The organism is Sorangium sp. So ce426, from assembly GCF_051475585.1.
GTDB lineage: Bacteria > Myxococcota_A > Polyangia > Polyangiales > Polyangiaceae > Sorangium > Sorangium cellulosum_B.
In genome coordinates this window covers 4,949,212-4,974,167 of sequence record NZ_CP150341.1, presented here as the reverse complement: position 1 = coordinate 4,974,167, position 24,956 = coordinate 4,949,212, and the positions used below count along the sequence as shown (strand labels likewise).

24 protein-coding genes are annotated in these 24,956 nt (G+C 71.4%); 13 read left to right on the top strand and 11 right to left on the bottom strand.

Features of this window, described 5'->3' with window-relative positions:
* Positions 1 to 119 precede the first annotated feature (119 nt).
* A complete protein-coding gene (minC, locus tag WMF44_RS18435) occupies positions 120 to 950 on the bottom strand; it encodes a septum site-determining protein MinC (RefSeq protein ID WP_437300427.1) in 831 nt (276 codons plus the stop codon).
* Positions 951 to 1,129: 179 nt separating this feature from the next.
* Here minC and WMF44_RS18430 point away from each other — a divergent pair, with 179 nt between their 5' ends.
* Positions 1,130 to 1,918 (top strand): hypothetical protein, encoded by a 789-nt coding sequence (locus WMF44_RS18430; RefSeq protein ID WP_437300426.1) that lies wholly within the window; start codon positions 1,130 to 1,132, stop codon positions 1,916 to 1,918.
* 163 nt (positions 1,919 to 2,081) lie between these two features.
* On the opposite strand, the gene WMF44_RS18425 is transcribed toward WMF44_RS18430, so the two are convergent.
* Positions 2,082 to 3,113: an SDR family NAD(P)-dependent oxidoreductase gene (locus WMF44_RS18425; RefSeq protein WP_437300425.1), complete on the bottom strand. Its 1,032-nt coding sequence runs from the start codon at positions 3,111 to 3,113 to the stop codon at positions 2,082 to 2,084.
* Positions 3,110 to 3,643 carry a TetR/AcrR family transcriptional regulator gene (locus WMF44_RS18420; RefSeq protein ID WP_437300424.1) on the bottom strand — a complete coding sequence of 178 codons (534 nt, stop codon included), beginning with the start codon at positions 3,641 to 3,643 and terminating at the stop codon, positions 3,110 to 3,112. Before WMF44_RS18420 ends, WMF44_RS18425 begins: the two co-directional genes overlap by 4 nt.
* A gap of 741 nt (positions 3,644 to 4,384) precedes the next feature.
* Here WMF44_RS18420 and WMF44_RS18415 point away from each other — a divergent pair.
* The 4 genes from WMF44_RS18415 (at position 4,385) to WMF44_RS18400 (ending at position 6,335) form a co-directional block, all read left to right on the top strand.
* A complete protein-coding gene (locus tag WMF44_RS18415) occupies positions 4,385 to 4,645 on the top strand; it encodes a four-helix bundle copper-binding protein (RefSeq protein WP_437300423.1) in 261 nt (86 codons plus the stop codon).
* Positions 4,558 to 4,965: a prolipoprotein diacylglyceryl transferase family protein gene (locus WMF44_RS18410; RefSeq protein ID WP_437300422.1), complete on the top strand. Its 408-nt coding sequence runs from the start codon at positions 4,558 to 4,560 to the stop codon at positions 4,963 to 4,965. Before WMF44_RS18415 ends, WMF44_RS18410 begins: the two co-directional genes overlap by 88 nt.
* Positions 4,917 to 5,231, top strand: a complete 315-nt coding sequence (locus tag WMF44_RS18405) for a prolipoprotein diacylglyceryl transferase family protein (protein ID WP_437300421.1) — start codon at positions 4,917 to 4,919, stop codon at positions 5,229 to 5,231. The genes WMF44_RS18410 and WMF44_RS18405 overlap by 49 nt, the downstream gene beginning before the upstream one ends.
* 258 nt (positions 5,232 to 5,489) lie before the next feature.
* Positions 5,490 to 6,335: a hypothetical protein gene (locus WMF44_RS18400; RefSeq protein WP_437300420.1), complete on the top strand. Its 846-nt coding sequence runs from the start codon at positions 5,490 to 5,492 to the stop codon at positions 6,333 to 6,335.
* A 254-nt stretch (positions 6,336 to 6,589) separates the two neighbouring features.
* Here the strand turns inward: WMF44_RS18400 and WMF44_RS18395 are convergent, their stop codons facing one another.
* Together WMF44_RS18395 and WMF44_RS18390 are read right to left on the bottom strand one after the other, a co-directional pair.
* Positions 6,590 to 6,742 carry a hypothetical protein gene (locus WMF44_RS18395; RefSeq protein ID WP_437300419.1) on the bottom strand — a complete coding sequence of 51 codons (153 nt, stop codon included), beginning with the start codon at positions 6,740 to 6,742 and terminating at the stop codon, positions 6,590 to 6,592.
* A 7-nt stretch (positions 6,743 to 6,749) separates the two neighbouring features.
* On the bottom strand, positions 6,750 to 7,127 hold the full coding sequence (locus WMF44_RS18390) for a LysR family transcriptional regulator (RefSeq protein WP_437300418.1): 378 nt from the start codon (positions 7,125 to 7,127) through the stop codon (positions 6,750 to 6,752).
* Between the two features lie 188 nt (positions 7,128 to 7,315).
* Between WMF44_RS18390 and WMF44_RS18385 the strand changes: the two genes are divergently transcribed.
* On the top strand, positions 7,316 to 7,798 hold the full coding sequence (locus WMF44_RS18385; protein WP_437300417.1) for a hypothetical protein: 483 nt from the start codon (positions 7,316 to 7,318) through the stop codon (positions 7,796 to 7,798).
* An 8-nt stretch (positions 7,799 to 7,806) separates the two neighbouring features.
* Here the strand turns inward: WMF44_RS18385 and WMF44_RS18380 are convergent, their stop codons facing one another.
* Both WMF44_RS18380 and WMF44_RS18375 read right to left on the bottom strand, forming a co-directional pair.
* Positions 7,807 to 8,127, bottom strand: a complete 321-nt coding sequence (locus tag WMF44_RS18380; protein WP_437300416.1) for a multicopper oxidase domain-containing protein — start codon at positions 8,125 to 8,127, stop codon at positions 7,807 to 7,809.
* Positions 8,128 to 8,275: 148 nt separating this feature from the next.
* On the bottom strand, positions 8,276 to 8,956 hold the full coding sequence (locus WMF44_RS18375; RefSeq protein ID WP_437300415.1) for a TetR/AcrR family transcriptional regulator: 681 nt from the start codon (positions 8,954 to 8,956) through the stop codon (positions 8,276 to 8,278).
* Positions 8,957 to 8,986: 30 nt separating this feature from the next.
* On the opposite strand from WMF44_RS18375, the gene WMF44_RS18370 reads away from it, so the two are divergent.
* Entirely contained in the window at positions 8,987 to 9,889 is a 903-nt protein-coding gene (locus WMF44_RS18370) for a sterol desaturase family protein (RefSeq protein WP_437300414.1), read from the top strand.
* Between the two features lie 17 nt (positions 9,890 to 9,906).
* Here the strand turns inward: WMF44_RS18370 and WMF44_RS18365 are convergent, their stop codons facing one another.
* From WMF44_RS18365 to WMF44_RS18355, 3 genes are all read right to left on the bottom strand, one after another.
* A complete protein-coding gene (locus WMF44_RS18365; protein WP_437300413.1) occupies positions 9,907 to 12,156 on the bottom strand; it encodes a copper-transporting P-type ATPase in 2,250 nt (749 codons plus the stop codon).
* A gap of 203 nt (positions 12,157 to 12,359) precedes the next feature.
* Entirely contained in the window at positions 12,360 to 13,775 is a 1,416-nt protein-coding gene (locus WMF44_RS18360; protein WP_437300412.1) for a sigma-54-dependent transcriptional regulator, read from the bottom strand.
* Complete coding sequence (locus WMF44_RS18355; RefSeq protein ID WP_437300411.1) at positions 13,772 to 15,268, bottom strand: sensor histidine kinase; 1,497 nt, start codon at positions 15,266 to 15,268, stop codon at positions 13,772 to 13,774. Before WMF44_RS18355 ends, WMF44_RS18360 begins: the two co-directional genes overlap by 4 nt.
* Before the next feature lie 281 nt (positions 15,269 to 15,549).
* Between WMF44_RS18355 and WMF44_RS18350 the strand changes: the two genes are divergently transcribed.
* The 5 genes from WMF44_RS18350 to WMF44_RS18330 are packed head-to-tail and all read left to right on the top strand — an operon-like array spanning position 15,550 to position 22,774.
* Positions 15,550 to 16,455 (top strand): hypothetical protein, encoded by a 906-nt coding sequence (locus WMF44_RS18350; protein ID WP_437300410.1) that lies wholly within the window; start codon positions 15,550 to 15,552, stop codon positions 16,453 to 16,455.
* Positions 16,456 to 16,492: 37 nt separating this feature from the next.
* Positions 16,493 to 17,761: a TolC family protein gene (locus tag WMF44_RS18345; RefSeq protein WP_437300409.1), complete on the top strand. Its 1,269-nt coding sequence runs from the start codon at positions 16,493 to 16,495 to the stop codon at positions 17,759 to 17,761.
* Positions 17,758 to 18,402: a hypothetical protein gene (locus tag WMF44_RS18340; protein WP_437300408.1), complete on the top strand. Its 645-nt coding sequence runs from the start codon at positions 17,758 to 17,760 to the stop codon at positions 18,400 to 18,402. Before WMF44_RS18345 ends, WMF44_RS18340 begins: the two co-directional genes overlap by 4 nt.
* Entirely contained in the window at positions 18,399 to 19,577 is a 1,179-nt protein-coding gene (locus WMF44_RS18335; protein WP_437300407.1) for an efflux RND transporter periplasmic adaptor subunit, read from the top strand. The genes WMF44_RS18340 and WMF44_RS18335 overlap by 4 nt, the downstream gene beginning before the upstream one ends.
* A gap of 8 nt (positions 19,578 to 19,585) precedes the next feature.
* A complete protein-coding gene (locus WMF44_RS18330; RefSeq protein ID WP_437300406.1) occupies positions 19,586 to 22,774 on the top strand; it encodes an efflux RND transporter permease subunit in 3,189 nt (1,062 codons plus the stop codon).
* A gap of 102 nt (positions 22,775 to 22,876) precedes the next feature.
* On the opposite strand, the gene WMF44_RS18325 is transcribed toward WMF44_RS18330, so the two are convergent.
* Positions 22,877 to 23,998 carry a hypothetical protein gene (locus tag WMF44_RS18325; RefSeq protein WP_437300405.1) on the bottom strand — a complete coding sequence of 374 codons (1,122 nt, stop codon included), beginning with the start codon at positions 23,996 to 23,998 and terminating at the stop codon, positions 22,877 to 22,879.
* 564 nt (positions 23,999 to 24,562) lie between these two features.
* Between WMF44_RS18325 and WMF44_RS18320 the strand changes: the two genes are divergently transcribed.
* Positions 24,563 to 24,925, top strand: coding sequence for a hypothetical protein (locus WMF44_RS18320; RefSeq protein WP_437300404.1), 363 nt, complete (start codon positions 24,563 to 24,565; stop codon positions 24,923 to 24,925).
* Positions 24,926 to 24,956: the final 31 nt, after the last annotated feature.

Below are 24,956 nucleotides of genomic sequence, written 5' to 3'. Positions count from 1 at the left end.
TACCGAGCAACGGGATGGTACGAGGCACGAGGCTACTGTGGCGAGCTTTTTGGCTACTCGCTAGCGTTGCCTGCTAGTTATATAAGTCGTTCAGCGCGACCTACGGCGACCCCGGCGGGTTACAGCCGCGTGACCACGAGCCCGTCGTTCTGCACCGAGATGCGGGCGGGCTTGCCGCGGTGCTCGTCGGGGATCTCGTCGGCCATGAGGTAGCGGCCGGCGATGGAGACGAACTCCGCCTCGAGGCTCATGCAGAAGATGCTCGCGTCCGCGTTGTTGTGGGCGCCGGCCATGGCGCGGCCGCGGAGCGGCGCATAGACATGGATGTTGTCGTTCGCGATGAGCTCCGCGCCGGAGCTGACCGGCGAGAGGACCACGAGGTCGCCGTGCGGCACGTAGATGACCTGCCCGCTGCGCACCGGCTGCCGCACGGTGAGCCCCGCCGGCGGCGGCTCCCCGGCCGCGTCCGGCGGCGGCGCGGCGTCCCTCGAGCGCCGGGCGGGCCCCGCCGCGGCGGCCCCTGGCGCGCCGCGGTCCGGCGCGGGCCCTACCGCCACGGGCCCCGGCGTGGGGGTGCTCCCCTCGGCCGGCCCAGCCTGGCGTGACGAGCGCGTGAGCGGCGTCCGCAGCACGCCGAGGCCGGCGGCGACGGCCCGCTCGCGCTGGGCGTCCGTCGGGTTGCGCACGGCGATGGGCACGAGGTTGTGCTTCCTCAGCAGCCCGGCGAGGGCGGCGAGATCGACGGGCTCGTCGCCGAGCTCCGCGAGGTCGAGCAGGATCGGCAGGTGCAGGAAGAAGTGTGGCATCTGCGAGATGTGGTCGGCGAGCTGACGCTCGACGGCCGAGACATTCGCCGTCTTGAGACAGAGCATCGTGATGGCAGGCATCGTGCCCTTGAGCGCAAACGCCTGCTGCTCCTGCCGCTTCTCCCCTCGCCTGCCCGACACCATCGCTGTCCTCGCTCGCAAAAAGGTGCTCCCGCGGCGGCACTGTAACCCGGATCCAGGGGCTCGCGCGGGAAAAACCGCTGGGGTTCCGGGCCTCGCCGCGCGGCCGGCGCGTCGCTGCCTGCGGGCGGCGCGCCGCTGCTTGGCTGGCCGCCTCGCGCGGTGCTAACGGTGGTTTGGCCATGCCGACCGCGCGCCGCGCCTCCGTACTGCGGCTCGATCCCCCTCCCGGCTCGCCCTCCGCCTCCCCCTCTCCCGCGTCCCCGCGCGCGACGCCCCGGCCGGTCGACGCGCTCGAGCGCCACTTCGCGCTGGAGGTCCCGCGCGTGTTCTCCGAGGCGGAGCGCGCTGCGCTCGTCGCGGGTGTCCGCGCGGCCCGCGCCGAGTGGACTGCCGACTTCGGAGGCGAGCAGTTCTCGCTCGGGCGCGCCTTCTACACGCACCTGGAGCAGGGGCGCTCCCGGGTCTATTTCGCCGACGCGGCGGCCTCCGACGCCCGCGTCGAGCGCCACCTCCCCGGGCTCCAGCGCCGGATGCGCGAGCTCGTCGCGGCGCTCACCGGCGGGCTCGCGCAGCCCCGGCGCGGCTTCTGCGGGCCAGGCGTCCACATCTTCCCCGCGGGGGAGAAGGTCGCGCGCGAGGGAGGCGTCGTCCACTTCGACACGGAGGGGCTCTCCGACTACCACCTTGCCCGCCGGCTCCGCGCGATCACCGTCGTCGTGATGCTGGAGCTCCCCGACGCGGACGGGGGACTCAAGCTGTGGGACGTCCTCTACGACGGGCGAGACGACCCGGGCGACACGGCGCTGTCCGCGCGGAGCCTCGTCGCCGGCTACAGCCCTGGCGGAGCGCTGGTGATCGACAGCTACCGCCTGCACCAGATACAGCCGTTCCCGGGCGACCGCGACCGCATCTCCGCGACGGTGCACGCGGCCGAGATCGACAGCGGGCGCTGGGAGACGTGGTTTTAGAGCAACAAGCGGGTTGAAACCGGCTGAAACGAGCAGAATTTCGAGCCGCCAAGCGCGCTGAGGGCGCCAAGAAGAGGACAGACTCTTGGCGTCCTTGGCGCGCGTGGCGGTGTATTTCTCGGTGGAGAGGCTGGAGGGCGCCGAAGCGCCGGTGGCGCGGCGCTCAGTCGATCGCTCGCCCCGACGCCCCGAACGCGTGCCTCAAGTGCGGCCCGATGCGCCGGGCGATGACGAGATCGACCAGGGGCGGGGCGAACGCCTGCAGCAGCAGCAAGATCCGCGTGGACGCGCCCATCACCGCCCTCGTCCTCCTCGCGAGCAGGGCGGCCAGCACGAAGTCAGCGACCTTCTCCGGCGGCGCGAGCGTGCTCCCCGCGCGGCGCCTGAGATCTGCAAAGGGGCGCTCGGCGGCTGTGTCCGCCGGCGCCGGGCCGACATAACAGAGGCGCTCGGCCCGCCCCTCGACGGCAAGCTCGCGGTTCACCGCGCTGCAGAAGCCCGCCAGCCCGGCCCGCGCGGCCACGTCGACCGAGTAGTACGGCAGCGCGAGGGTCCCGTCGCCGAAGCCGCCGAAGAGGGCGATCACGCCCCCTGGGCGCAAGCGCGGCAGGAAGGCGCGCGCCACATGGATCGGCCCCGCGAGATCGACGGCCAGCTCCGCTTCGATCTCCTGGTCGGTGTGCGTGCCGAGCCCCTTGCGCACGTCGACGCCGGTCGCGCACACCACATGGTCGACCGGCCCCACGCGCGCCGCCACGTCGCGCAGCTGAGGCGCCGCGAGCTCGGCCGTGTGGTGGGCCGCGCCGTACGTCTCCGCGAGCCGAGCGAGGCGCACGCCGTCGCGCGCGACGAGGACGACCTCCGCGCCCTCCCTCACCAGGGCGCGCACGACGGCCTCGCCCAGCCCGCCCGTGGCCCCGACCACCGCGACCCGCTTGTCGCGGAAGCTCCGGCCGGTAGTGACCTTCGGAGGCCGAAAGCGCGCGAGCGCCTCGGCGCCGAGGACCAGCCCCGCCCCCCAGAACATGACCTCGCCGGCCCCGATGAGCCCGGCGGCGAGGGCGGCGCGCCCCCCGACCGAGAGCGGGAGGAAGGGCACGACCAGGAACGCCGAGAACCAGACCGGAAACGAGCCGATCACCGAGCCCCAGGCGAGCGCGCGCAGGACAGCCTTGCAGCGAGACGACGGCGTCACGGAGCGCTCCCCTCGGTCAGCTGCTGCAGGCGGCGGATGACCTCGATCCGTCGCTCGGGTGGCAGCGGGTCCAGCCCGAGCAGCTCCGCCATCCAGAGGCCGTCGACGGCGAGCCGGACGACCAGCGCGTCGATGGGACAGATGCCGTCGCGCGCGAGCCGCTCCGCCCACGCACGGTAGCGCTCGCGCAGCGGCTCCAGCAGGTGGGGCGCGAGCGCGACGGCCGCGAGCAGCGCGGCGCTCGTCCGGTCGGACACGTCGCCCTCGACGGTGGCGTGCAGGTAGGCGCGCGCGAAAGAGCCCGGCTTGCCGTCGTCGAGCTGCGCGAGCCGGCGGTCGAAGCCGGCGACGAGCGCCTCCACGAGGCCCCCGACGAGCGCCTCCTTCGAAGCGAAGTGATAGAGCAGCCCGCCCTTGCTCACCCCGGCCTCGGCCGCGACGGCATCGAGGGTCATGGCGTCGCTGCCGTCACGGCGAACGACGACGGCGGCGGCGGCAAGGATGCGGTCGCGCTGGCTGATCCGCGGCATGTCGTTACTGTACCGTCCAGACGGTTCAGTTTCAAGGGGCAGCGCGGCACGCGACCGCGCGAGCGCGGGATCGATGGGTTTCCAGCGAGCCACGCCGTTGGCTCCCCTGCCCGCGCGGGCATCGCGCGGCCGTGCCTGGGCGGCGCGCCGCGACACACGGCGCCTCGTCGGAACCGGTCAGCCTGACGAGCCCCTGCGCGCGAAAGGCCTCAGACGATCTTCCGCAGGTAATGGAACACTGGTGCGAGCCGCGTGCTCGCGCCAGCGCACCGGCCGCAGATGGCGACAGCCTGGTCGTTCGGATAGATGAAAGTGACCGTACAGGTCACATCGATCCCATCGCCCCCTCGAATCCCATCGGCCCAGATCTGTTCCAAGCATCGCCCTGTGAGCAGCCCAGACGCATGGGCGAGCAGGATGGCACGACGCATGCGCGGCGCCGGCGCTCGTTCAGCCTCCATCCGAGCCGCGAATGCGGAGCGCTCCGACATGACGAACCTGGTGAGTTCGACAAGTCTCTCGCCCTGCCAGTCGGACTCATCCCGTGCGCGCGCGAGACGAGCTCACGAGGCATCGAGAAACATCATCGGAACAAGGGAGGGACACATGGCCCACACGGGGTTCACTCTGAGCACGGCTTTCGTGAGCACGGCCAGCCACGCCCAGAGCTGCGAGTCGATCTGCGTCCGGTCAATCCAGCACTGCCTCCATATGGGAGGCTCGCACGTCGAGCCTTCCCACATGCAGCTCCTGCAGGATTGCGCCAAGATCTGCGAGACGACCGCGACGTTCCTGATGCGCGGCTCGCCGCAACACAACCAGGTCACGGCCGCGTGCGCGAGCATCTGCGAGCTCTGCGCCCGGAGCTGTGACAAGTTCACGGGTGACGCGCAGATGAAGGCCTGCGCCGACGAATGCCGCCGCTGCGCCGCCGCGTGTCAGCAGGTCGCGCAGCTGCGGCCGGGCGGGGCGGCCGGCGCGGGGCACCAGAGCGTGCCCTGAGACCGGCCAGGGCGCCGCGCGGGGCGGCGCTGGTCGGCGAGCTCGGCCCGCTGCACATCGAGTCATTCGGCGTGCTGGTCGCATTCGGGATCTTCGTAGGAGTACAGGTCCTCAAGAGACGCTCGGTCCGCGAGGGGCTCGATGTGGACACCTCCGGCCGGCTGCTCGCTTGGGTGCTCGTCGGTGGCTTCCTCGGCGCCCACCTGGCCGACCTCCTCGTCTACTTCCCTTCCCGGCCGACACGCTGTCCGAACCCTGGAGCCTGCTCCGCATGTGGGAGGGGCTGTCGTCGTTCGGCGGCTTCCTCGGCGCGGTCGTGAGCGCGGCGCTCTTCCTCCGTGGTCACCGCGCCCGGTTCGGGGGCCGTGCGTGGCGCTATGTGGACGCCATCGCCTTGGCCCTCCCGTTCGGCCAGACCGCGGGTCGCCTCGGCGGTTTCCTGGCCTTCGATCATCCCGGCGAGGTCACGACCTTCTTCCTCGGCCAGCAGTACACGGACGGGCTCATCCGGCGCGACCTCGGCCTCGAGGAGGCGCTGTACAAGATCCCCTTCACGGCGGTGATCGTCGCGCTGGGGCAGAGGTGACCCCCCAGGTCGCCGCGCCGTGACCACGCCGGCCACAACTCAGGAGCACCGAGCCGCGCTTCGATGGACGAGAACTGATGCCGCACGAGGATCGTCTGTGGCCCTGGAACGCACAACGAGGCGGCCGCTTCGCTCCTTCACCGGGGCGATCGAACCTGGCACGGGAACTTCCCTCCTCCTGGGAGCCTTGAAGCCTTGGCATGGCGCTTGCGCAGTCATGGGGTGTTGGCCCGGATCGGCCCGAGCAAGGAGCCCACCATGTTCATCCCTCCATCCATTCACGGTTCTCTCCTCCTTTTGTTCGCCTCCTCCGTCCTCGCGGCGGGCTGCGTCGTCGACCCGTCGTCCGATGCGGGCGAGCCCGTCGGTGATACTTACCAGAGCTTCGATGAATGGAAGGCCAGCCTCCCGCGCGATCCGAACGACGGCGCTTATCTCGTCGACGGTGACATCGGCGTTCACGACGACGCGACCCTGAAGGAGCTCTCCGCCGAGCGCCAGCAACCGGGGGCGCTCATCGTCAACAAGCGCGGCGACGGGAGCGATGACCGCTGGAGCGACGAGCAGAAGATGAACCTGACGTATTGCGTCTCTCCGCGCTTCGGCGACGATCATGACGCGGTGGTCGCCGCGACGCGGTCGGCCGGGTCCGCCTGGGCGAGCGCCGCCGCCGTCCGCTTCGTCCACGAGCCCGACCACGACGAGGCCTGCGAGTACTACGAGGAGCATCCCGTGCTGTTCGAGGTGGTCCCCGCCAGCGGCACCACGTACAACGGGCGAGCTTTCCTTCCGAGCATGGTCGCGCGGGGGTATCACCAGGTTTTCATCGATCTAGAGAACATCGCTCGGGCCGCCTCGAAGACCCTGACCGGGGTCCTCCGGCACGAGCTCGGGCACGTCCTCGGCTTCCGGCACGAGCACGCCCGGCCGGAGGGCAACGGCGCCTGCACCGAGCGTCCCGGTTGGCGGGCGCTCACGCCGTACGATCCGGGATCGGTGATGCACTACAACGCGGAGAGCCGGTGCGAGGGCACCAACGGGGGAGACTACGTGCTGACCTGGCTCGACAAGGCAGGGGCGGCGGCGCTGTATGGCGAGCCTTGATGAGCTCCTCCGCGAGGGGTGACCGCTGGCGGCCGGTCTCCAGCCAGCGAATGGACAAGACGAGCATGCATTCGCGCTGGCCTCGGGGCGGGTGGTGGGGATGCGGCCCGGCTTCTGATCAGTCGCTCGCGGAGCGCGTCGCACCGGGTCAAGGTGGCCTCAGGTGTGGCGGAGATGTTCGTCAAGGCAACGTTGTGGCCGCCCGGGTCACATGCATCTTGCCCGGAAGACACCGCCCGCCAAAGCTTCGACGCTCACGCGAGCTGGGTTGCTCGCGTCGGGCTGCGCCAGGCGTCCCACGAACGTGGTGATCCGAGCAGCGTGGAGGCGAAGTCCAGGAAGACCCGCACCCGTCGGATGACGTGCCGCGGGCTCTCGTAGAGCGCGTGGATCGGACGCTCGTCCAAGGCGAACTCATCGAGCACGGTGACTGCGTGGATGCTGTGCCAGAAAGCCTGGCAGCGCGGGCACGAGCACGAGCCTCCCGAGGACCGCGGGCGCCTCGACGCAGAGGCGCCCCTCGGGGATCCCGCGGGCGTGCGCGATCGACTGCTTCGCGGCCTCCAGCTCCTCGAGGCTGCGCTGGCACCGCTCGAGGAAGGCGCGGCCCTCGTCGCTCAGCCGGAGCGCGCGCGTGGTCCGGTGGAACAGAAGGACGCAGAGCTCGCCCTCGAGCTGCGCGGTGCGCCGGCTCGCCGCCGACGCCGTGATGTGCAGCGACCGCGCCGCACGGGTGATGCTCCCGAGCTCCGCGACCCGCACGAAGGCCTCGATGTTCGCCAGGGAATCCACGGCGGCCACGCTACCACGCCGTCGAGGGGCGCCCTGGATTCGTGCGCGCCGCGCACGAGTCATGTTCGCGGGACGAGATCGACCCGTCGCCGCGCGCCGGGTATCCCTGCTCATGCGGCGGGCGCCTTCTGGCCAGGTGAGGCGAGGCGCCAGCACGACCCCCACTCCTCAATCGCAGAGCTTCATTCATGCAGACATCCCAGGACAGCACAGCGGCACTCACGCGGAAGGCAGCGCTCGGCGGCATCGCCGTGATGGTGCTCACCACCGTGCATCACGCGATCGGCGCCGTGGTCTACAGGACGCCCTGGCGCCTGCACATCGCTTTGCTCAGCGTCCCGACGATCGCGGTGATCCTCGGCGCCCTCGCCATCCACCGCCGCCGCGCGGGCGCGCCAGCCGGGCGAGCTTCGTTCTTCGTGCTCGTCGCCGTGCTGGCGCTCGTTCCGATCGCCTGGATCGGGGTGTACGAGGGCCTCTACAACCACGTGCTGAAGGACGCGCTGTACTTCCTCGCACCTCGGTCGCCGGCGCTCCTGCGCCTCTTTCCGCCGCCCACCTACGTGATGCCGGACAATGCGATCTTCGAGATCACGGGGGTCCTTCAGGTCATCCCGGCATGGGTCGCCGCCGCGGCGCTCGCGCGACGCCTGCTCGGCCTCCGGAGGTGAGCGGGTTTTCAGGGCTCGACGTGGATCTCGGCCATCATGCCGCGCTCGGTGTGCTCGAGGATGTGACAGTGAACCATCCACATGCCCGGCTCATCGAAGCGCGTCACGATGCGCACGGTGGACCGCTGCGGCAGGATCACGGTGTCCTTGTTGGAGCGAAGACGGTACGTGTACTCCATGTCCTCCGTCGCATCGGAGTCCATGTAGGCCTTCTTCGATCCTGCGACGGTGAAGGCGACGGCGTCGTCGTGCATCGGGTCCTTGCGCTCGGCCTCGATGTGATCGCACGCCGGCTGCCGCACCCACTCGACGTGTAGCACGTCCAGCATCGGCATCACGAACGACAGCACCGGCGCGTCGGGCGCCGTCGCCAGAGGCCCGCCGCCGCTCCGCCTCCCTCTCGCCAGAGGCGGATGCCCGCTACGTTCCTCGATCCGTCCGCTGACCGGCAAGGCGACGTGCTGGCGCGGTCGCGCCTCACTCCCTCCGCGTCCGTCCGCTCGCCGCGGCCCGCTCGTCCGCGAGGACCCGCTGCAGCAGCGCCGTGCTCTCCTCCGCCATCCGCTCCGGTGAGCACGGCATGGCCTTGCGGACCCAGCTCGTCATCAGCCGCACCAGCGCCGCCGCCGCCGCCTCGCAGCGGAGCATGAACAGGGCCCCCTCCTCCGGCGCCAGCCGCGGAGCGTACAGGCGGCAGATGCTGCCATGCAGGATATCCTCCAGGGAGCGCGTCAACACCCGCTCGCTCTTCTCCGCGGACAGGAGCTTGCGCACCAGCTCGTGCATCTCGGCGAGGTGGCGGTAAAACGAGAGGAAGTCGAACGGACGTCCCGCATCCCGCAGGGACAGCGCCCGCAGGTGCTCGTGTCCGAACAGCAGCAGCTGCTCCTTGTTCTCGTAGTGCGAGTAAAACGTGGACCGCCCGACGTTGGCGCGATCGATGATGTCCTGGATGGACACCTCGTCATAACCCTTCTCCAGGATCAGCGAGACCAGGGCGTCCGAGAGCAGCTTCCGGGTCTTCTGCACGCGCCGATCCTGCACGCGCCGATCCTGCACGCGCCGATCCTGCACGCGCCGATCCGCGATCTTGCCGGCGGCCCGCGTCCTGTCGCCGCCCCTGTCCCCGTTTCCGGACTTTTTCGCGCTCTTGTTCATTAACGTTCAATCCGCGGTCCGTGTCGCTGGGTGGAAGAGGCGCTCGAGCTCAGCATCCATGCCATGCGAGGAACGCTGATCTGGATGACGAGCCGCCTGCTGTACCCGCTGCTGCTGGCGATTACCTTGTACATCATCTACGCCGCCGTGACGCAGGGCTGGGACCTGAGCCGCGCCCTGTGGGGCTACCTCCTGGGCCTCATCGTCTTTCTCATCACCGTCGAGCGCCTGCTGCCGCTGTCGCCGGACTGGGGCATGACCCGCCAGAGCTTCTGGCGCGACCTCAAGTACCTGCTGGCCTCGGGCGTCACCATCGCGGCGGTGCGGACCGGCTTCGGCACCCTGGCCCTGTGGCTCAGCGAGCGGCATCAGGGCCCGCTCGCCAGCGCCTCCGTGCCCCTCAGTGTGGGGGTCTTCCTTGTGGTCTTCGAGCTGCTGCAGTACGGGTTCCATCGCCTCAGCCACGAAGGCAACGGAGCCCTGGGGCGCTTCTTGTGGAAGGTCCACCTGGCGCATCACCTTCCGGATCGCGTCTACGTGGTGATGCACGGCGTGTTTCACCCCCTCAACGCGCTCATCTCGGCGGTGCTGATCCAGTCGACCCTGCTGATCTTGGGGCTGTCGCCGCAGGCCGTCTTCGCGGCGATCTTGCTCATCGATCTGCAGACGATGATTTCGCACTTCAACGTGGACATCCGCGCCGGATTCCTGAATTACGTGTTCATCGGCACCGAGCTGCACCGCTATCATCACAGCGCCGACATCGACGAGGGCCGGAACTTCGGGACCGTGCTTCCGCTGTGGGATCTGGTCTTCGGGACGTTCGTGTACCGGCCTGACGCGGCCCCGCGCCGCCTGGGCGTCGACCGCTCCGCGGGCTACCCGCCGTCGCAGCAGTTCTGGAAGGTGCTGGCCCTGCCGTTCCGACGCTGACCTCTTCGCGCCTTCGATCAGAGCTCGACCCGGCGCAGCCGGAGGGCGTTGCCGATCACAGATACCGAGCTCAGGCTCATCGCTGCGCTGGCGAGCATCGGGCTGAGCAGCACCCCGAGGACCGGGTAAAGAACGCCCGCCGCGACCGGCACGCCGAGCGCGTTGTAGACGAACGCAAAGAACAGGTTCTGTCGGATGTTGCGCATCGTCGCCCGGCTGAGCTTCCGCGCGCGCAGCAGCCCGCGGAGGTCGCCGCGCACGAGCGTGATCCCGGCGCTCTCGATGGCGACGTCGGTCCCGGTGCCCATGGCGACGCCGACGTGCGCCTGCGCGAGCGCGGGCGCGTCGTTGATACCGTCGCCCGTCATCGCCACGATGCGGCCTTCGGCCTGGAGGCGCTTCACGACAGCCGCCTTCTGATCGGGCAACACCTCGGCCTCGACGTGCTCGATGCCGAGCTTCCGGGCGACCGCCTCCGCCGTCGTGCGGCTGTCGCCGGTGAGCATGATCAGGTGGATGCCCTCCTCGCGGAGGAGACGGACGGCCTCGCCGGTCGAGGCGCGCACCGGGTCGGCCACGCCGACGATGCCGGCCGCCTTGCCGTCCACCGCCACGAGCATCGCCGTCTGGCCTTCTTGCCGGCGCTCCTCGGCTCGGCGCGGGAGATCGTCCGGCGGGATACCGAGCTCCTCGAAGAGCTTGAGGTTGCCGAGCGCGACCGAGCGCCCGGCAACCGCGCCCACCACGCCCTTGCCCGTGAGCGACCGGAACCCTTCTGCCGGCAGGAGCTCGAGCTCCTGCTCGAGGGCCCCGGCGACGATCGCGCTCGCGAGCGGGTGCTCGCTCCCGCGCTCCAGGCTCGCCGCGAGCCGGAGGATCTCATTCGTCGGGAGGTCGCCCAGCGTCGCCACGGAGGCGAGCTTCGGCTTGCCCTCGGTGAGGGTGCCGGTCTTGTCGACGACGAGGGTGTCGACCTTCTCGAAGGTCTCGAGCGCCTCGGCGTTCTTGATCAGGATACCGGCCGTCGCGCCGCGCCCCGTCCCGACCATGATCGAGATGGGCGTGGCGAGGCCGAGCGCGCACGGGCACGCGATGATCAGCACAGCCACCGCGTTGACGAGCGCGTGGGAGAGCCTGGGCTCCGGCCCGACGAGCAGCCAGACCACGAAGGTCAGCGCCGCGATCGCGATCACGGCGGGCACGAAGTACGCGGCGACGCCGTCCGCGAGGCGCTGGATGGGGGCGCGGCTGCGCTGGGCCTCGCCCACCATCTGGACGATCCGGGCGAGCAGGGTGTCGCGCCCGACGCGATCGGCCCGCATCACGAAGCCGCCCGTGCCGTTGACGGTGCCGCCGACCACGCGGGCGCCGGGCGTCTTCTCGACCGGGATGGGCTCGCCCGTGACCATCGACTCGTCGACCGCGCTGCTCCCCTCGAGGACCTCGCCGTCGACCGGCACCTTCTCCCCCGGCCGCACGCGCAGCCGGTCGCCTGGCTGCACGAGCTCGAGAGAGACGTCCTGTTCGCGGCCGTCCGCGCCGATGCGCCTGGCGGTCTTGGGGGCGAGGCCGAGGAGCGCCTTGAGCGCGCTGCTCGTCCGGCTGCGTGCGCGGAGCTCGAGGACCTGGCCGAGCAGCACGAGCGAGACGATGACGCTGGCCGCCTCGAAGTAGACCGGGACCGCGCCGCCGTGGCGGACCGAGTGGGGGAAGACGCCGGGCGCCAGCGTGGCCACGACGCTGTACGCGTAGGCGGCCCCTGTGCCGATGGCGATCAGGGTGAACATGTTGAGGTGCCGAGTCCTGATCGAGGCCCAGCCGCGCTCGAAGAACGGAGCGCCGCACCAGAGCACCACGGGCGTGGTGAGGGCGAGCTCGATCCAGACGAGCCATCGGCCGAGGAGCTGCTGCACCGGCTGGCCCGGGAGCATCTCGGACATCCCCAGCACGAGGACAACGAGGCTCGGCGGGACGCTGATCCAGAAGCGCCGGGACATGTCCTCGAGCTCCGGGCTCGGCGCGTCCTCGAGCGTCACCGCGCGCGGCTCGAGGGCCATCCCGCAGATCGGGCAGGAGCCCGGCTCCGTGCGGACGACCTCGGGGTGCATCGGGCAGACGTACTCGACGCGCGTCGCCTGGGCCGGATCGAGCGGCTGCAAGGCCATCCCGCGGACCGGATCCTTCGTCTGCTCTCGGTGCAGGTGGGCAGGAGCAGGGCGGCCGTGCTCGTGAGGGTGGCCATGGTCGTGGTGATGCCCGTGGTTCATGTCGTCTCCCTCCCCCGCCGACGATCGCGGTTCGGACTTCTTACATCCCAGGCACACCGCGGGCGCCGCTTGGAGCTTCGAGGGGCCACCCGGCGCTTCCACAGGGGGCGGTGCTCAATGACGCCCGCGATGGCGGGCGAGCAGGTCAATGGTTGCCGGCGTTCGAGGCGCCAGCTCGACCATGTTTCGCCGTGAATGCCCGCTCAGTTCTTCGAACCGTCCGTACCCCGGCGCTCCTCGCGGAAGTCGTCTGCGGAGAGGCCGCAGCGGCGGAGGAGCCGGTAGAAGCTCTCCCGCTCGACGCCCGCGTGGGCGGCGGCCTTCAGCACGTCGCCGCGAAAGCGGCGCATCACGGCCTCCAGGTAGCGCCGGTTCATCTCCTCGCGCGACGCGTCGACCGCCTCGCGATACGAGAGCTGAGCGAGGTCCACGTCGCTCGAGCTCGTGAGCCGGAGCGGGCTCGCCCCCTGCACCTCGGACGGCAGCGACTCGAGGCGGATCTCGCTCGTCGTCTCGATGACCAGCGCCCGCTCGACGGCGCTCTTGAGCTCACGCACGTTGCCAGGCCACTGGTACGTCTGGAGCGCGCTCATCGCCGCCGCCGAGAACCCGGTCGCAGACGAGCGCGACTGCGGCGCTCGCTCGGCGAGAAACCGCTGCGCCAGGGACGGGATGTCCTCGGCGCGCTCGCGCAGCGGGGGCAGCTCGACGACGCAGACGTTGAGCCGGAACCACAGGTCCTCGCGGAGGGCGCCCGCCTTGACCATGGCCCGGAGGTCGCGGTGCGTTGCGCTGATGAGCCGCACGTCCACCTTGCGCTCGCGCGACTCGCCGATGCGCCGCACCGCCCGCTCCTCGAGCACGCGCGTGAGCTTCGCCTGGACAGTCGGCCTGAGCTCGCCGATCTCGTCGAGGAACAGCGTGCTCCCGTGCGCCTCCTCGAAGAGCCCCGCCCGGTCCGTGGCCGCGCCCGTGAACGAGCCGCGCGCGTGGCCGAAGAGCTCGCTCTCGATGAGCGAACGGGGGATGGCCGCGCAGTTGACGGCGATGGGGCGGTGCGACGCGCGGGACGAGTGCTCGTGGATGGCGCGGGCCACGAGCTCCTTCCCGGTGCCTGTCTCGCCCAGGATGAGCACGGTCGCGTCCGTCGGCGCCACGCGCTCGATGAGCTGGTAGAGCGCCCGCATCGCGGGCGAACGCCCCGTCATGCCCGCAAAGCCCTGTGCGTCCGGCGCGTCCTGCTCGCCCTTCAGCACCGCGGCCTGCGCCATGGCCCGCTCGACCAGCGCGCGCAGCTCGTCCGGGTCGAACGGCTTCGTCACGTAATCATAGGCGCCCTCGCGCATGGCCTGGACCGCGGTCGGGACCGACGCATACGCGGTCATCAGGATGAAGGGCACTCCAGGCCAGCGCGCGCGCACTGCCCGGAGCACCTCCAGCCCGTCCCCGTCGTTCATGCGCAGATCGCAGACGACGGTTGTGACCGGCTCGGTTTCAAGGATCTGGAGCGCCGTTCGCACGCCCCGCGCCGTCAGGACCTTGGCGCTCTTGCCGAGCACCTTGGAGAGCAGCGCCAGCATGTTCGCCTTGTCGTCGACGACGAGCACTGTCGGCTTCATGCGCGCTCCTGGCTCTCCCTTGCTTCCTCGATGAGGACGCCCGGCAAGTCGATCACGAACTGGGACCCGCCTCCCGGCCTGGGCTCCGCCCGGATGGTCCCGCCGTGCGCGGTCACCAGACCATAGCAGACCGCGAGGCCGAGGCCGGTGCCGTCGCGGCGGGTCGTGAAGAACGGCTCGAAGAGCCGCTCGCGCGCCTCCTCGGGAATACCGGCTCCCCGGTCCAGGACCTCGATCCGGTAGCCATCGTCCTGCCGCCTTCCGCGCACGAGGATCTCATCACGTTCCGAGGGTCCAGAGGTCGCCTCGCGCGCGTTGGTGACGAGGTTGACGATGACCTGCCGGATGCGGAGCGGATCCACGTTGATGAAGGCTGGCTCGGCGTCCACGAGCGGGCCCTGGTCGCGCCGCCCCGGCCCGCCGTCGCAGTGCGAGGCAGCGTCCCTGAGGAGCTCCTCGGCCTGCACGGGGCGCGGCGAGAGGATCGGAGAGCGCGCGTACATGAGCAGCTCCTCCGCGATCCGCTGGCAGGCCGCCGCTTCCTCGTCGAGGATCGAGAGCTCCTCGCGGAGCTCGGGCTTCTCCGCCTCCTTCGCCATCGTCTTCACATAGCCGCGGATCACGGCGATGGGGTTGTTGATCTCGTGCGCGACGCCCGCGGCGACGCGGCCGACCGCCGCCAGCCGCTCTGAGGCGACCAGCTCGGCTTCGGTGCGCGACAGCGCGTCCAGCATGCGGTTGAACGCGTCGGCGACCGCCACGAGCTCCACGGCCGCCACCGGCTCGACGCGGGCGCTGCGATCTCCAGCGGTGACGCGCCCGGCGACGCGCTCGAGCGAGGAGAGCGGGGTGGAGAAAGAGCGCCAGAGCCTGCGCCCGGCGATCAAGGCGAGCGCCGCGGCGAGCGCGCAGACGGCCGTCGCGAGGATCAAAGCGAACCGGATGAACTGCTCAGCCCGGCGCTCCGCGGCCATGGCGCGCTCGTCGAAGTGACGCGCCAGGCTGTCCGCATGTTGCGTCATCCGGTCGACGAGCGCGTTCGCACGGTCGTGCGCGTGGTGGACCTCGTGCGAGTCCTGCCGATCGATGGCGGGGAGGATGACCGTGGAGAAGAGCTGGCTGAGCTCGCGGCTCGTCTTCTCGATGTCGTCGAGCTTCGTGGCCGCCTCGGCGTCGAGGCCGGGCCGCAGCTCGGCGAGCTTCGCGCCGAGCTCGCTCACCCAGGCGTCGTGGTGTGCGACGTGGGAGCGGTCGCGGAGGATGATCGTGTGGGCCTCGTGGATGTACTGCTCGCGCGCGGTGACGCTGAGGAGCGCAGCCCGGCGGGAGGCCACCTCGAGGTCGTGGGCCTCCAGGATCGCGCGGCGGGACGCGACGCCCGTGAGCACGGTGGCGACGCCGCTCACGACGACCAGGGCGACGAGGAGGCTGATGACCAGGAGCAGCCGGCGGCGGAGTCGATACGGGCGCTGCGAAGCGGGAGGCGGAGCCATGGAGGGGCGCATCCTCGCAAACGGCGTACCGGGGCCACAATCGAGCACTGGCGGGGCGCTGACCGGCGCGCTGAGCCGCCGATCAGGCCCGGCCAACGCGGTCCCCGCCCCGGCGGGGGAACGCTTTGTGACCGATGCGGTCACAGGATCGTGACCGTCGAGGTCACCGCGAGGACCGGACGCCGCGCAGAAGCGCGGGATCCCGGCGCGCGACCGATTGGCGCGCTCGTTGCTCAGGCCTGTGCTCGCCAGGGCAACAACCTCGGCTCCAGGAAAGCACGATGCGCCAAATCCTTCTCTCTCTGCTCGTCTCGATCCCGCTTGTGGCCTGCTCCACGAAGGAGACACCTGGCCACCACCACGAAAGCGCCGCCTCGACACAGGCTCCCGCCGCGGCGCCGCCCCCCACGGATGCGCCCCAGGACCGCGCCGCGAGCACGCGCCCCCACGCGGATCACAACGCTCGTCACGGAGGCCTGGTCACCATGGAGGGCGACAACCACGTCGAGGTCGTGGTCGGGGCCGACGGCGCCATCGACCTCTACGTCAGCGACGCGATCCGGACGCCGATCCCGCCGAAGGACGTCTCGGGCACCATCACGATCGAGCCCAAGGGAAAGGGCGAGAAGCAGACCCTGACGCTCGCGCCGAACGAGGCGAAGGGCTCGCTCTCGGCCAAGGGCCCGGCGCCGGACAACGCGGATTACACCTGGGATCTGAAGGTCCGCGGCGCGCCGATGAAGATGACGCTCACGGTGCCAGCCAACGGGACGGCGGCCTTCGCCGACGCGGCCGCCGACCACCACCCGGCGGGCGACCACGCCCACGGCTCGCCCCACGGCGGCGTCGTCCAGTCGCTCGCAGGCGGCCATGTCGAGGTGAAGCTCGAGAAGACCGGCGACATCACGGTCTGGATGCTGGATTCGGCCGAGAAGCCCCGCTCCGCGAAGGGCGTCACGGCGAGCCTCCGCCCCGTCGTCGCGGGGGCGAAGGAGACCCAGCTCGCCTACGACGAGAAGGCCGATGTGCTGCGGGGCAAGATCGATCCGGTCAAGCAGGACCACGTGGACGGGGTGCTCAGCATCACGCCGGCCGGAGGGACCGCGACCTCGCTCCGGTTCGCCTTCCATCTCGAAGGCCGCGCGGGGCACGACCACGCGGGGCACGACCACCACGCGGGGCACTGAGATGGCGACCCGGCGGCCGCACCGGAGCCGATACGCGATGTTCGCGGCCCTCGCTGCAACGCTGACGCTCGTGCCTGCGTCGGGCGCCCGCGGCGAGACGCTGACGTGGGCCCAGGTGAAGGCGCGCGCCGCCGCGCGGTCCCCCGCGACCGTGGAGGCGAACCAGGGCGCGCGCGCTGCACGCGCGGAAGTGGCCGGCGCGGGGCGCTGGCCCCGCACGAACCCCGTGCTCACGGGGGGCGTCGATCTCGGCGCCCCGTTCGGACACCCGGAAGACCGGACCTTCTCGGTCGGCATCGAGCAAGGGCTCGACGTCGTCGGGGCCGCGGCCACAGCCGCGCGCGCCGGCCAGCAGAAGGTCGCCGTCGCGGAGCTGGAGGGGGCGGTGCTGAAGCTCGACGGGCTCGCCGAGGCGGCCGAGGCGTTCATCGAGCTCGATCGAGCGCAGCGCGTGCTCGCCGTCTGGACCGAGCTCGACCGGGTCTTCGAGCGCATCGCCGCTGGCACCGCGGCGGCCTCCCGCGCCGGTGAGCGGTCGGATCTCGACGCGATCCTGGCCAGCGCCGAGAGCGCCGGCGCGACGACCGAGCTCGCCCGCGCGAAGGCCGAGCTCGCGCGTGCGCAGGCCGAGCTCGGGGTGCTCATCGCCGCTGCGGAGCCCTCGTCCCTCCGCGTCGCGGAGGCGCCGGTCCGACCGCCAGACGCCCGTGGCCGCGACGTGCTCGTGGCCGCCGCGCTCCGCCGCCGGCCCGAGGTTGGGCTCTGGCGGGCCCGGATGGGAGAGGCCGAGGCACGGCGCGCGTTCGCCGCACGCGCCGCGCTCCCGGAGCCCACGCTGGGCCTCGGGGTCGAGGTGGGGCGGGAAGAGCGCGATGCCGCCCTGGCCAGCCCGGACGGGGCGACCGGCGTCCGGCAACAGCGCACGCAGCTTCAGATCACGCTGTCCGTGCCGCTGCCGTTCTTCGACCGGAACCAGGCCGAGCGAGCCCGCGCGCTCGCCGACGCGAGCTCCGCCAGCGAGCAGGGCGCGATCGCCGCCCGGCAGATCAGCGCAGCGGTCACACGCGCGAGGTCCGCGGTCGACGCGAGCTGGGCGGCCCTCGCGCGGTGGCAGGCCATCGCTCCCCGGCTCGACGAGGCGCAGGCGATGGTCGAGAAGGGCTACGCAGCAGGGCAGATCGATCTGTTCGACACCCTCACCCGCGCCGAGCGCGTCGCCCGCGCGCGCGTCCAGATCCTCGAGGCGCGCGCCGCCTACCTGAAAGCCCGCGCGGAGCTGTCCAGCGCGCTCGGAGAAGAACCATGATGCACAAGAAGCACCTCGCGTGTGCCGTGGCGCTCGCCATCCACGCGTCGGCCCCGCGCGCCTCCGCGCACGGCGGCGAGGATCACGCGGCGCCCGCCGCGCCGACCGCCGCGAGCACCGGGACAGAGCACGTCGTGTCCGGGGAAACGGCGGTGTTCTCGGTCGTCATCAAGTACCCGGCCAAGAAGGCAGGAGGACCGTTGCCCGCACGCCTCTACGTCGCTCGGGCCGACTCCAGCGCGCCGGTCGAAGGCGCGCGTGTCCGCCTCGAGCTGAAGGGAGGGCTGACGTTCGCCGCGGACGCGGGGAAAACGGCAGCCGCCGGCGTTTATGAGGTCGCGCTCCCCGCTGCCCCGGAAGGAGCAACGGCCAACGGGGTCGTGTCGGTCGAGGCCGGGGACGCCTTCGACCTCGTGCTCGTCGGGGACCTGCGCTTCGGCGCCATCGCGCCCGCCGCCGCGCCGACCGGGATGACGCCGGGCCGGGAGGTGCCCCTCGGCGGTCTGGCGGCGGCCGCGGGAGCGCTGGCCGTGCTCAGCGGCGGGATCGGGTATGCGCTCGGGCGTCGCTCGAGGCGGAAGCCGCCTGCCGCTACCCGTCGCCCCGAGGATCCCTCCGCGCTCCCGCAGGGGGCCTCGTGAGCCGCGCCCGATCCCTGTCCATCACCGCCGCGCTCGCGATCGCCTCGACCATCGTGGTCACGGGCCTTGGGGAGCGCGCCGACGCACACGGCGGCGAGGACCACAGCGTGCCGGCAAAGCCCAGAGCCAGCGCCGCGGAAGACCCGAACGTGGCCCGGGTGCCGATCGAGACCCAGTTCCTGCTCGGGCTGCGCACCGAGCGCGCGAAGCGCGGCGCGCTGGCCACGAGCCTCGGGCAGATCGGCACCGTGGTCGCGCGCCCCGCGGGCGAGCTCGCCGTCGTGGCCCCGACGTCCGGCCGCCTCTTCCCACCCGAGGGCGGGTTCCTGCGGCTCGGCGACGACGTGAAGAAGGGGCAGCTCCTTGCGACGCTCCGGCCGAGCCTGGGCGGCGCGGAGAGCGCGCAGCTCGGGCTGTCGCGCAGCGACGCCGCGTCTCGGGTCGCCGCAGCCGAGGCGCGACTCGGCCTGGCCGAACGCGAGCTCGCGCGACGCCGCGAGCTCAAGGGGATCGTCGCCGAGAAGGACATCCAGGCCGCCGAGGCCGAGGTGGAAGTCGCCCGGGCCGAGGTCGCGCGCGCCCGGGCGGACGTCGGGGTGCTCTCGAGCGGGGCGGGCGCGCAGCGGCTCAGCGCGACGATCGACGGCACGGTGGTCTCCGGCCGCGTGAGCCAGGGCGCCCAGGTCGCGGAGGGGACCGAGCTCTGGCGCGTCGTCGATCTCGCGACGCTCTGGGTCGACGTGCGCATCCCGGAGGCGGACGCGGCGCGCCTCGCGGGCGATCGCGCGGAGGTGACGCTCGTCACGGATCCCGCCGCGCGCTTCGAGGCCAGACGCCTCGCCGTCGCGTCGCTGGTCGACCCGGCGACCCGCACCGTCCAGGCGCTCTTCGAGTTCGACAACAAGGACCGGCGCGCGCGCGTCGGCGCGCTCGTCAACATCGGCTTGGCGGGGAGCGCGCCCGTCGAGAGCGTCGTGGTCCCGGGTTCGGCGCTGCTCGATCGCAGCGGCACGCCCACGGTCGTCGTGAAGACCGGCCCCGAGACGTTCGAGCTGCGCGCGGTCGCGATCGGGCCGAAGTCCGCCGGCGCGATCGGGATCACGGCGGGCGTGACGGCGGGAGAGCGCGTGGTCATCGACGGCGCCATGGCCGTCCTCCTCGCCGCCGGGGGCTAGCAGGCGCCATGTTCGACTACCTGATCCGCTTCTCCCTCAGGAACCGCCTCTTCGTCATCGCCGCGGCGGCGCTGGTGCTCGTCTACGGGACGTACTCGCTCCTGAAGCTCCCGATCGACGTCTTTCCCGATCTGAATCGGCCGACGGTCACCCTCATGACCGAGGCCCCTGGGCTGGCGCCCGAGGAGGTGGAGACGCTGGTCACGGTGCCCCTCGAGCGGGTGATGAACGGCGCGCCCGGGGTCGAGCGCGTGCGCTCTACCTCGGGCGTCGGCCTGAGCGTCGTGTACGTCGAGTTCGACTGGTCCACGGACATCTACCGCGACCGACAGCTCGTCGCCGAGCGCCTCGCCACGGTGACGGAGCAGCTCCCGGAGGGCGTCACGCCGCAGATGGGGCCCGTCGCCTCGATCATGGGGGAGATCCTGCTGATCGGGGTGCAGGGCGATGGGGTCTCGCCCATGACCCTCCGGACCCAGGCCGACTGGGTGATCCGGCCTCGGCTGCTCACGATCCCGGGGGTCGCGCAGGTGATCCCCATCGGCGGCGAGGTCCGCCAGATCCAGGTCACCGTCGACCCGGCCAAGCTCGCGGCCGCGGCGGTGTCGCTCGACGAGATCTCGCGCGCCCTGACCGGCGCGAACGCCAACACCACCGGCGGTTACGTCGACCGGCGGGGGCTGGAGTTCCTCGTGCGGACGCTCGGCCGCGCCCGGACCGAAGCGGACATCGCCGCGACCGTCATCGCCCTGCGGAACGGGACGCCGGTGACCCTGGCGCAGGTCGCGACGGTGCAAGAGGCCGCGCGCATCAAGCGCGGCGACGGATCGATCGACGGCAAGCCCGCCGTGATCCTCTCGGTGCAGAAGCAGCCGGGCGCCGACACCGTCGCGCTCACCGGCAGCATCGACAAGGCCGTGGCCGAGCTGCAGAGGTCGATGCCCGCGGGCGTCACCATCAACCCGCGCCTCTTCCGGCAGGCGACCTTCATCCAGAGCGCGGTCCACAACGTGGTCGAGGCGCTGCGCGACGGCGCGATCCTGGTCACGATCGTCCTCTTCCTGTTCCTGCTCAACTTCCGGACGACCGCGATCACGCTGACCGCCATCCCGCTCTCGTTCATCGTGAGCGCGCTCGTGTTCCGGGCGTTCGACCTGTCGGTCAACACGATGACGCTGGGCGGCCTCGCGGTGGCGATCGGCGAGCTCGTCGACGACGCCATCGTGGACGTGGAGAACGTGTTCCGGCGCCTGCGCGAGAACAGGGCGCTCGCCTCGCCGCGGCCGGCGATGGACGTCATCCGCGACGCGTCGAGCGAGGTCCGGAGCTCCATCGTCTTCGCGACCATCCTGGTCGTCCTGGTCTTCGTCCCCCTGTTTGCCATGAGCGGCATCGAGGGGCGGCTCTTCGCTCCGCTCGGGGTCGCCTACATCGTGTCGATCCTTGCATCGCTGGTTGTATCCCTGACGGTCACTCCCGCGCTCTGCTCGTATCTCTTGCCGTCCATGAAGCGCATGAGCCACGAGGACGGCTGGCTGGTGCGCAAGCTCAAGGCCGCGGACCGGCGCGTGCTCGCGGTGTCGCTGCGGCACCCCGGGGCCGTGATGGCGGCCGCTAGCGCGCTGGTCCTCGCCGCCGCGGCGACGGTGCCGTTCCTGGGCGGCGAGTTCCTCCCGCCGTTCAACGAGGGGACGCTCACCGTGAACGTCATCGCCAGGCCGGGCACGTCGCTCGCCGAGTCGAGTCGCCTCGGCACGCTGGCCGAGCAGCTGATCCACGAGGTCCCCGAGGTCGTGTCGTCCGGGCGGCGGACGGGTCGGGCGGAGCTCGACGAACATGCGGAGGGCGTCCATTACTCGGAAATCGACGTCGATCTCCGGGCCTCCGAGCGCGAGCGCGAGGTGATCCTCGGCGACATCCGCGGCCAGCTCGACAAGATCCCCGGCGTGGCGGTCAACGTGGGGCAGCCGATCTCGCACCGGCTCGACCACCTGCTCTCGGGCGTCCGCGCGCAGGTCGCGGTGAAGATCTTCGGCGAGGATCTCGGCGAGCTGCGGCGCCTCGGCAAGGCGGCGCGCGACGCGATGCAGGGCGTCGCCGGGGTGAAGGACCTGCAGATCGAGCAGCAGGTGCTCATCCCGCAGATCGCCATCAAGGTGAACCGGGAGCGCGCGGCGCAGCTCGGGGTCAACGCGGGTCAGCTCTCGGAGATGCTCGAGCTCGCCCTCGCGGGCGGCACCGTCACACAGCTCCTGGAGGGGCAGCGGACCATCGATGTGGTGCTGCGGTACCCGCCGGAGCTCCGCGAGGACACGGGCGCCTTGCGGCGCACGCTCGTCGATACGCCCGGCGGCGCGAAGGTGCCGCTGTCCGACCTCGCCGACGTGACGGAGAGCATGGGGCCGAACCAGATCAGCCGCGACGACACGCAGCGGCGCATCGTGGTCTCGGCCAACGTGGCGGGGCGCGACCTGGAGCAAGTCGTGAGCAATATCCAGCGCGCCGTGGACGCGATCCCGAAGCCGCCGGGCTACTACGCGACGTACGGCGGGCAGTTCGAGAGCCAGCGATCGGCGTCGCGGCTGATCGGATGGCTCTCGATCGCGAGCCTCGCCGGGATGCTGGTGGTCCTCTACTCCCAGTTCCGCTCGTGGAGCGTGGCCCTCCAGATCCTCTTGAACATCCCGCTCGCTCTGGTCGGCTCGGTGCTCGCCGTCGTGCTCACCGGCGGGGTCCTTTCGGTCGCGACCCTCGTCGGGTTCATCACGCTCTGCGGCATCGCCTCGCGCAACGGCATCATGATGATCTCGCACTACATCCACCTCATGAAGGAAGAGGGCGAGTCGTTCGGTGAGGCGATGATCGTCCGCGGCTCGCTGGAACGCCTCGTTCCGGTGCTGATGACCGCGCTCACCGCCGCCCTGGCGCTCGTGCCCATCGCGCTGTCCAAGGGTCAGCCGGGCAAGGAGATCCTGCAGCCCGTCGCGGTCGTGATCCTCGGCGGCCTGCTCTCGTCGACGCTGCTCGACATCGTCGTCACGCCGGCGGTGTTCCTGAAGTTCGGCCGCAGCTCCGCTGAGCGCCTCGCGCGCGCCCGGGACAGCGCGGGCGGCGACCAGGCCGACCTCGCCGGTGCGGCCTCGCATGAATGCGGGAGCGTCGCCGTGGAGCGTGGTGCCTGCGCCGGAGCGCCTTGAAATGCTCGCGTGGTGCGGGACCTGCGCCGACCACGGGAGTCTCGACGGCTCGTGCAATGCGCCGCAGGCGAAAGGCGAGCCTGTTGGAATCACCCTCCACGCCTACGCCGGTGGCCAACCATCCCCAGCAACCGTCGGGGCAATGGCGGCGGCCCCGAGCCACTCCCGCGCGAGCTCCAAGGTCTGCGCATTCTCGGAGACGTTCTGGAGGAAACCGTCGCGACGGCGGAGATCGTCGATCCGCGCCGCGGTCGCGAGGAGGCGGTCGCGCGCGTCCGCGATGGCGGCGCGCGCCGCCGGGTGATCGCCTGTCGCCTCGAGCGCCCGAGCGTACACGAGGCGGGCGAGCTCTGCGCCCTCCTCGACCTTTCCGAGCGAGGCGAGCAGCGCCATCGCTTCACGCGCCTCGGCGAGCGCCTCGGACGGCCTCCCGCGCGCGAGCATCACCTCGGCCCGCGTCGCCAGGGCCACGACCTGGAACGGCTTCGTCGTCTCGAGCAGCGCCACCGCACGCTGTGCCTCCTTTTCGGCCGCTTCGAGCTCGCCCGCGCTCCGCAAGAGCCACGCGAGGTAGGCGCGCGAGACCCCCTCGATGCTCCGCCAGTCGCCTTTCACGGCGGCGGTGACAGCCTCCGACTCGACAGCGAACCCCTCATCGATCGCGCCGAGGCGGCCGAGGGCGAAGCCGAGGTTGTGCCGGCCCGTGATGACCGCGCGCTCGAGCCCCATGCGCTCGGCGTCGGCGACCGCGCCGCGGAGGAGCGCCACCGCTTCGGCGTAGGCGCCGAGCCTGATCTCGGCCTCCGCGAGGTTGCCGCGGGCGACGCAGGCGTTGCGGACGTCGCCCGTCTGCTCGAAGCAGCGCAGCGAGGCCTCCGTCAGCGCTCGGCAGCGATCGAGGTGGCCGGCGAACTGCGCGCGCACGCTGAGCGCCCGGAAGATCGGCCCGCTCACGGCCGGGTCGCCCGAGAACCGCCCGGCGACGGCCTCGATCCGCGCGTGGAGCAGCTCGGCCCGATCGTAGACGCCCGCGAAGAACAGCCGCACCACCACCCGCGTGGCGGCCATCACCGCCGGGCCGGTCGTCCCGTCGTCGGACCAGGCGCCCGCGAGCTCATCGGCGAGCGCCACCAGCCGCTCATGATGTCCAAGCCTCCCCGCGGTCTGGCCCACGTCGCCCACGGCCACGTACCAGCGAGCGCTGCCCCTCGGCAGCGACTCCATCGCCACCTGCGCCCAGCGGAGCGCCTCGGCGATGTCCCCGCGCCAGTGATGCGCCTCGGTCCGAACGAGCGCCAGCTCCCCGCGGTTCGCCGACGCCGACCGTCTCCAGCTCGACCCGGCGGGCCGCGGCGCCGTCCAGCGGCGGCGTGGGCGCGCCGAGGAGAGTTCGGGCGGCTCGGCTGCCCAGCGGAGCCACTGACGCCTGAGAATGCCGCATTCTCGAATATCACACGCATTGTGTGTGCTCCGGGGGAGGACCAGGCGACCGGGCCGGCTTGCGAGCTCAGGCCGTCCGGCCCGTGCAGGGCCGACGCCGGCGCGCTCGGCCCTCGTCCGCGCGGCGTACATCGGGTTCTGGCCCCCGCCGTGCAAAAACCCTGCGGCTGCGCCGCGGAAGCGACCCGCACGTCGCTGCGCCTCCGCGCCCCAGTGTGCGGGCGCTTGTGGCAAAATGTCCCAGTGCTAAGCGCGGCGCTGCACGCCGCGCTCGGGTAACGGAAGACCTCGTCCCGAAGGCGAGCGGGCGGAAAGACCGGCACAAGCTATGCCTGGGGCTGCCTCACGATGATGGCCCTGGAAGAAATCGAAGACGGGAGCATGTCAGGTGATGTTGAGCTCGCTCAACCGCTGTTTCGCGTCGTTGTGCTCCATGCACGGCGCCTGTCTCTCGCGAGGTATGGCGGGGGAATCGTTCCCATTTTGGCGCTCCGCCACGCGCTCCTACCGAGCTACGCGGCGTCCGCCGTCGATGCGGCCCTGATCGATGCCGAGTCTCGCGGGCTCTTCCGGTTGAGGTACTTATCCAACCGGTGTGCTGACCATGACGACGATGGCCTCTGGATCGAGGACCGCGGGTTGGCCTACTGGATCGATCTGACCACCACGGAGGACGACGCCCCGAACGCGTCCTTGGCGCCGAGGCTGTAGCACCCGCGAGCTCGAGGAGCTCTGACGAGCT

What these genes read in the sequence shown, in the direction of transcription:
- minC (WP_437300427.1), bottom strand. Translation starts at nt 950, where the DNA reads ATGGTGTCGGGCAGGCGAGGGGAGAAGCGGCAGGAGCAGCAGGCGTTT.
- WMF44_RS18430 (WP_437300426.1), top strand. Translation starts at nt 1,130, where the DNA reads ATGCCGACCGCGCGCCGCGCCTCCGTACTGCGGCTCGATCCCCCTCCC.
- WMF44_RS18420 (WP_437300424.1), bottom strand. Translation starts at nt 3,643, where the DNA reads ATGCCGCGGATCAGCCAGCGCGACCGCATCCTTGCCGCCGCCGCCGTC.
- WMF44_RS18415 (WP_437300423.1), top strand. Translation starts at nt 4,385, where the DNA reads ATGCAGCTCCTGCAGGATTGCGCCAAGATCTGCGAGACGACCGCGACG.
- WMF44_RS18410 (WP_437300422.1), top strand. Translation starts at nt 4,558, where the DNA reads ATGCCGCCGCTGCGCCGCCGCGTGTCAGCAGGTCGCGCAGCTGCGGCC.
- WMF44_RS18405 (WP_437300421.1), top strand. Translation starts at nt 4,917, where the DNA reads ATGTGGGAGGGGCTGTCGTCGTTCGGCGGCTTCCTCGGCGCGGTCGTG.
- WMF44_RS18400 (WP_437300420.1), top strand. Translation starts at nt 5,490, where the DNA reads ATGTTCATCCCTCCATCCATTCACGGTTCTCTCCTCCTTTTGTTCGCC.
- WMF44_RS18385 (WP_437300417.1), top strand. Translation starts at nt 7,316, where the DNA reads ATGCAGACATCCCAGGACAGCACAGCGGCACTCACGCGGAAGGCAGCG.
- WMF44_RS18380 (WP_437300416.1), bottom strand. Translation starts at nt 8,127, where the DNA reads ATGCTGGACGTGCTACACGTCGAGTGGGTGCGGCAGCCGGCGTGCGAT.
- WMF44_RS18375 (WP_437300415.1), bottom strand. Translation starts at nt 8,956, where the DNA reads ATGAACAAGAGCGCGAAAAAGTCCGGAAACGGGGACAGGGGCGGCGAC.
- WMF44_RS18365 (WP_437300413.1), bottom strand. Translation starts at nt 12,156, where the DNA reads ATGAACCACGGGCATCACCACGACCATGGCCACCCTCACGAGCACGGC.
- WMF44_RS18360 (WP_437300412.1), bottom strand. Translation starts at nt 13,775, where the DNA reads ATGAAGCCGACAGTGCTCGTCGTCGACGACAAGGCGAACATGCTGGCG.
- WMF44_RS18355 (WP_437300411.1), bottom strand. Translation starts at nt 15,268, where the DNA reads ATGGCTCCGCCTCCCGCTTCGCAGCGCCCGTATCGACTCCGCCGCCGG.
- WMF44_RS18350 (WP_437300410.1), top strand. Translation starts at nt 15,550, where the DNA reads ATGCGCCAAATCCTTCTCTCTCTGCTCGTCTCGATCCCGCTTGTGGCC.
- WMF44_RS18345 (WP_437300409.1), top strand. Translation starts at nt 16,493, where the DNA reads ATGTTCGCGGCCCTCGCTGCAACGCTGACGCTCGTGCCTGCGTCGGGC.
- WMF44_RS18340 (WP_437300408.1), top strand. Translation starts at nt 17,758, where the DNA reads ATGATGCACAAGAAGCACCTCGCGTGTGCCGTGGCGCTCGCCATCCAC.
- WMF44_RS18330 (WP_437300406.1), top strand. Translation starts at nt 19,586, where the DNA reads ATGTTCGACTACCTGATCCGCTTCTCCCTCAGGAACCGCCTCTTCGTC.
- WMF44_RS18325 (WP_437300405.1), bottom strand. Translation starts at nt 23,998, where the DNA reads ATGGAGTCGCTGCCGAGGGGCAGCGCTCGCTGGTACGTGGCCGTGGGC.
- WMF44_RS18320 (WP_437300404.1), top strand. Translation starts at nt 24,563, where the DNA reads ATGATGGCCCTGGAAGAAATCGAAGACGGGAGCATGTCAGGTGATGTT.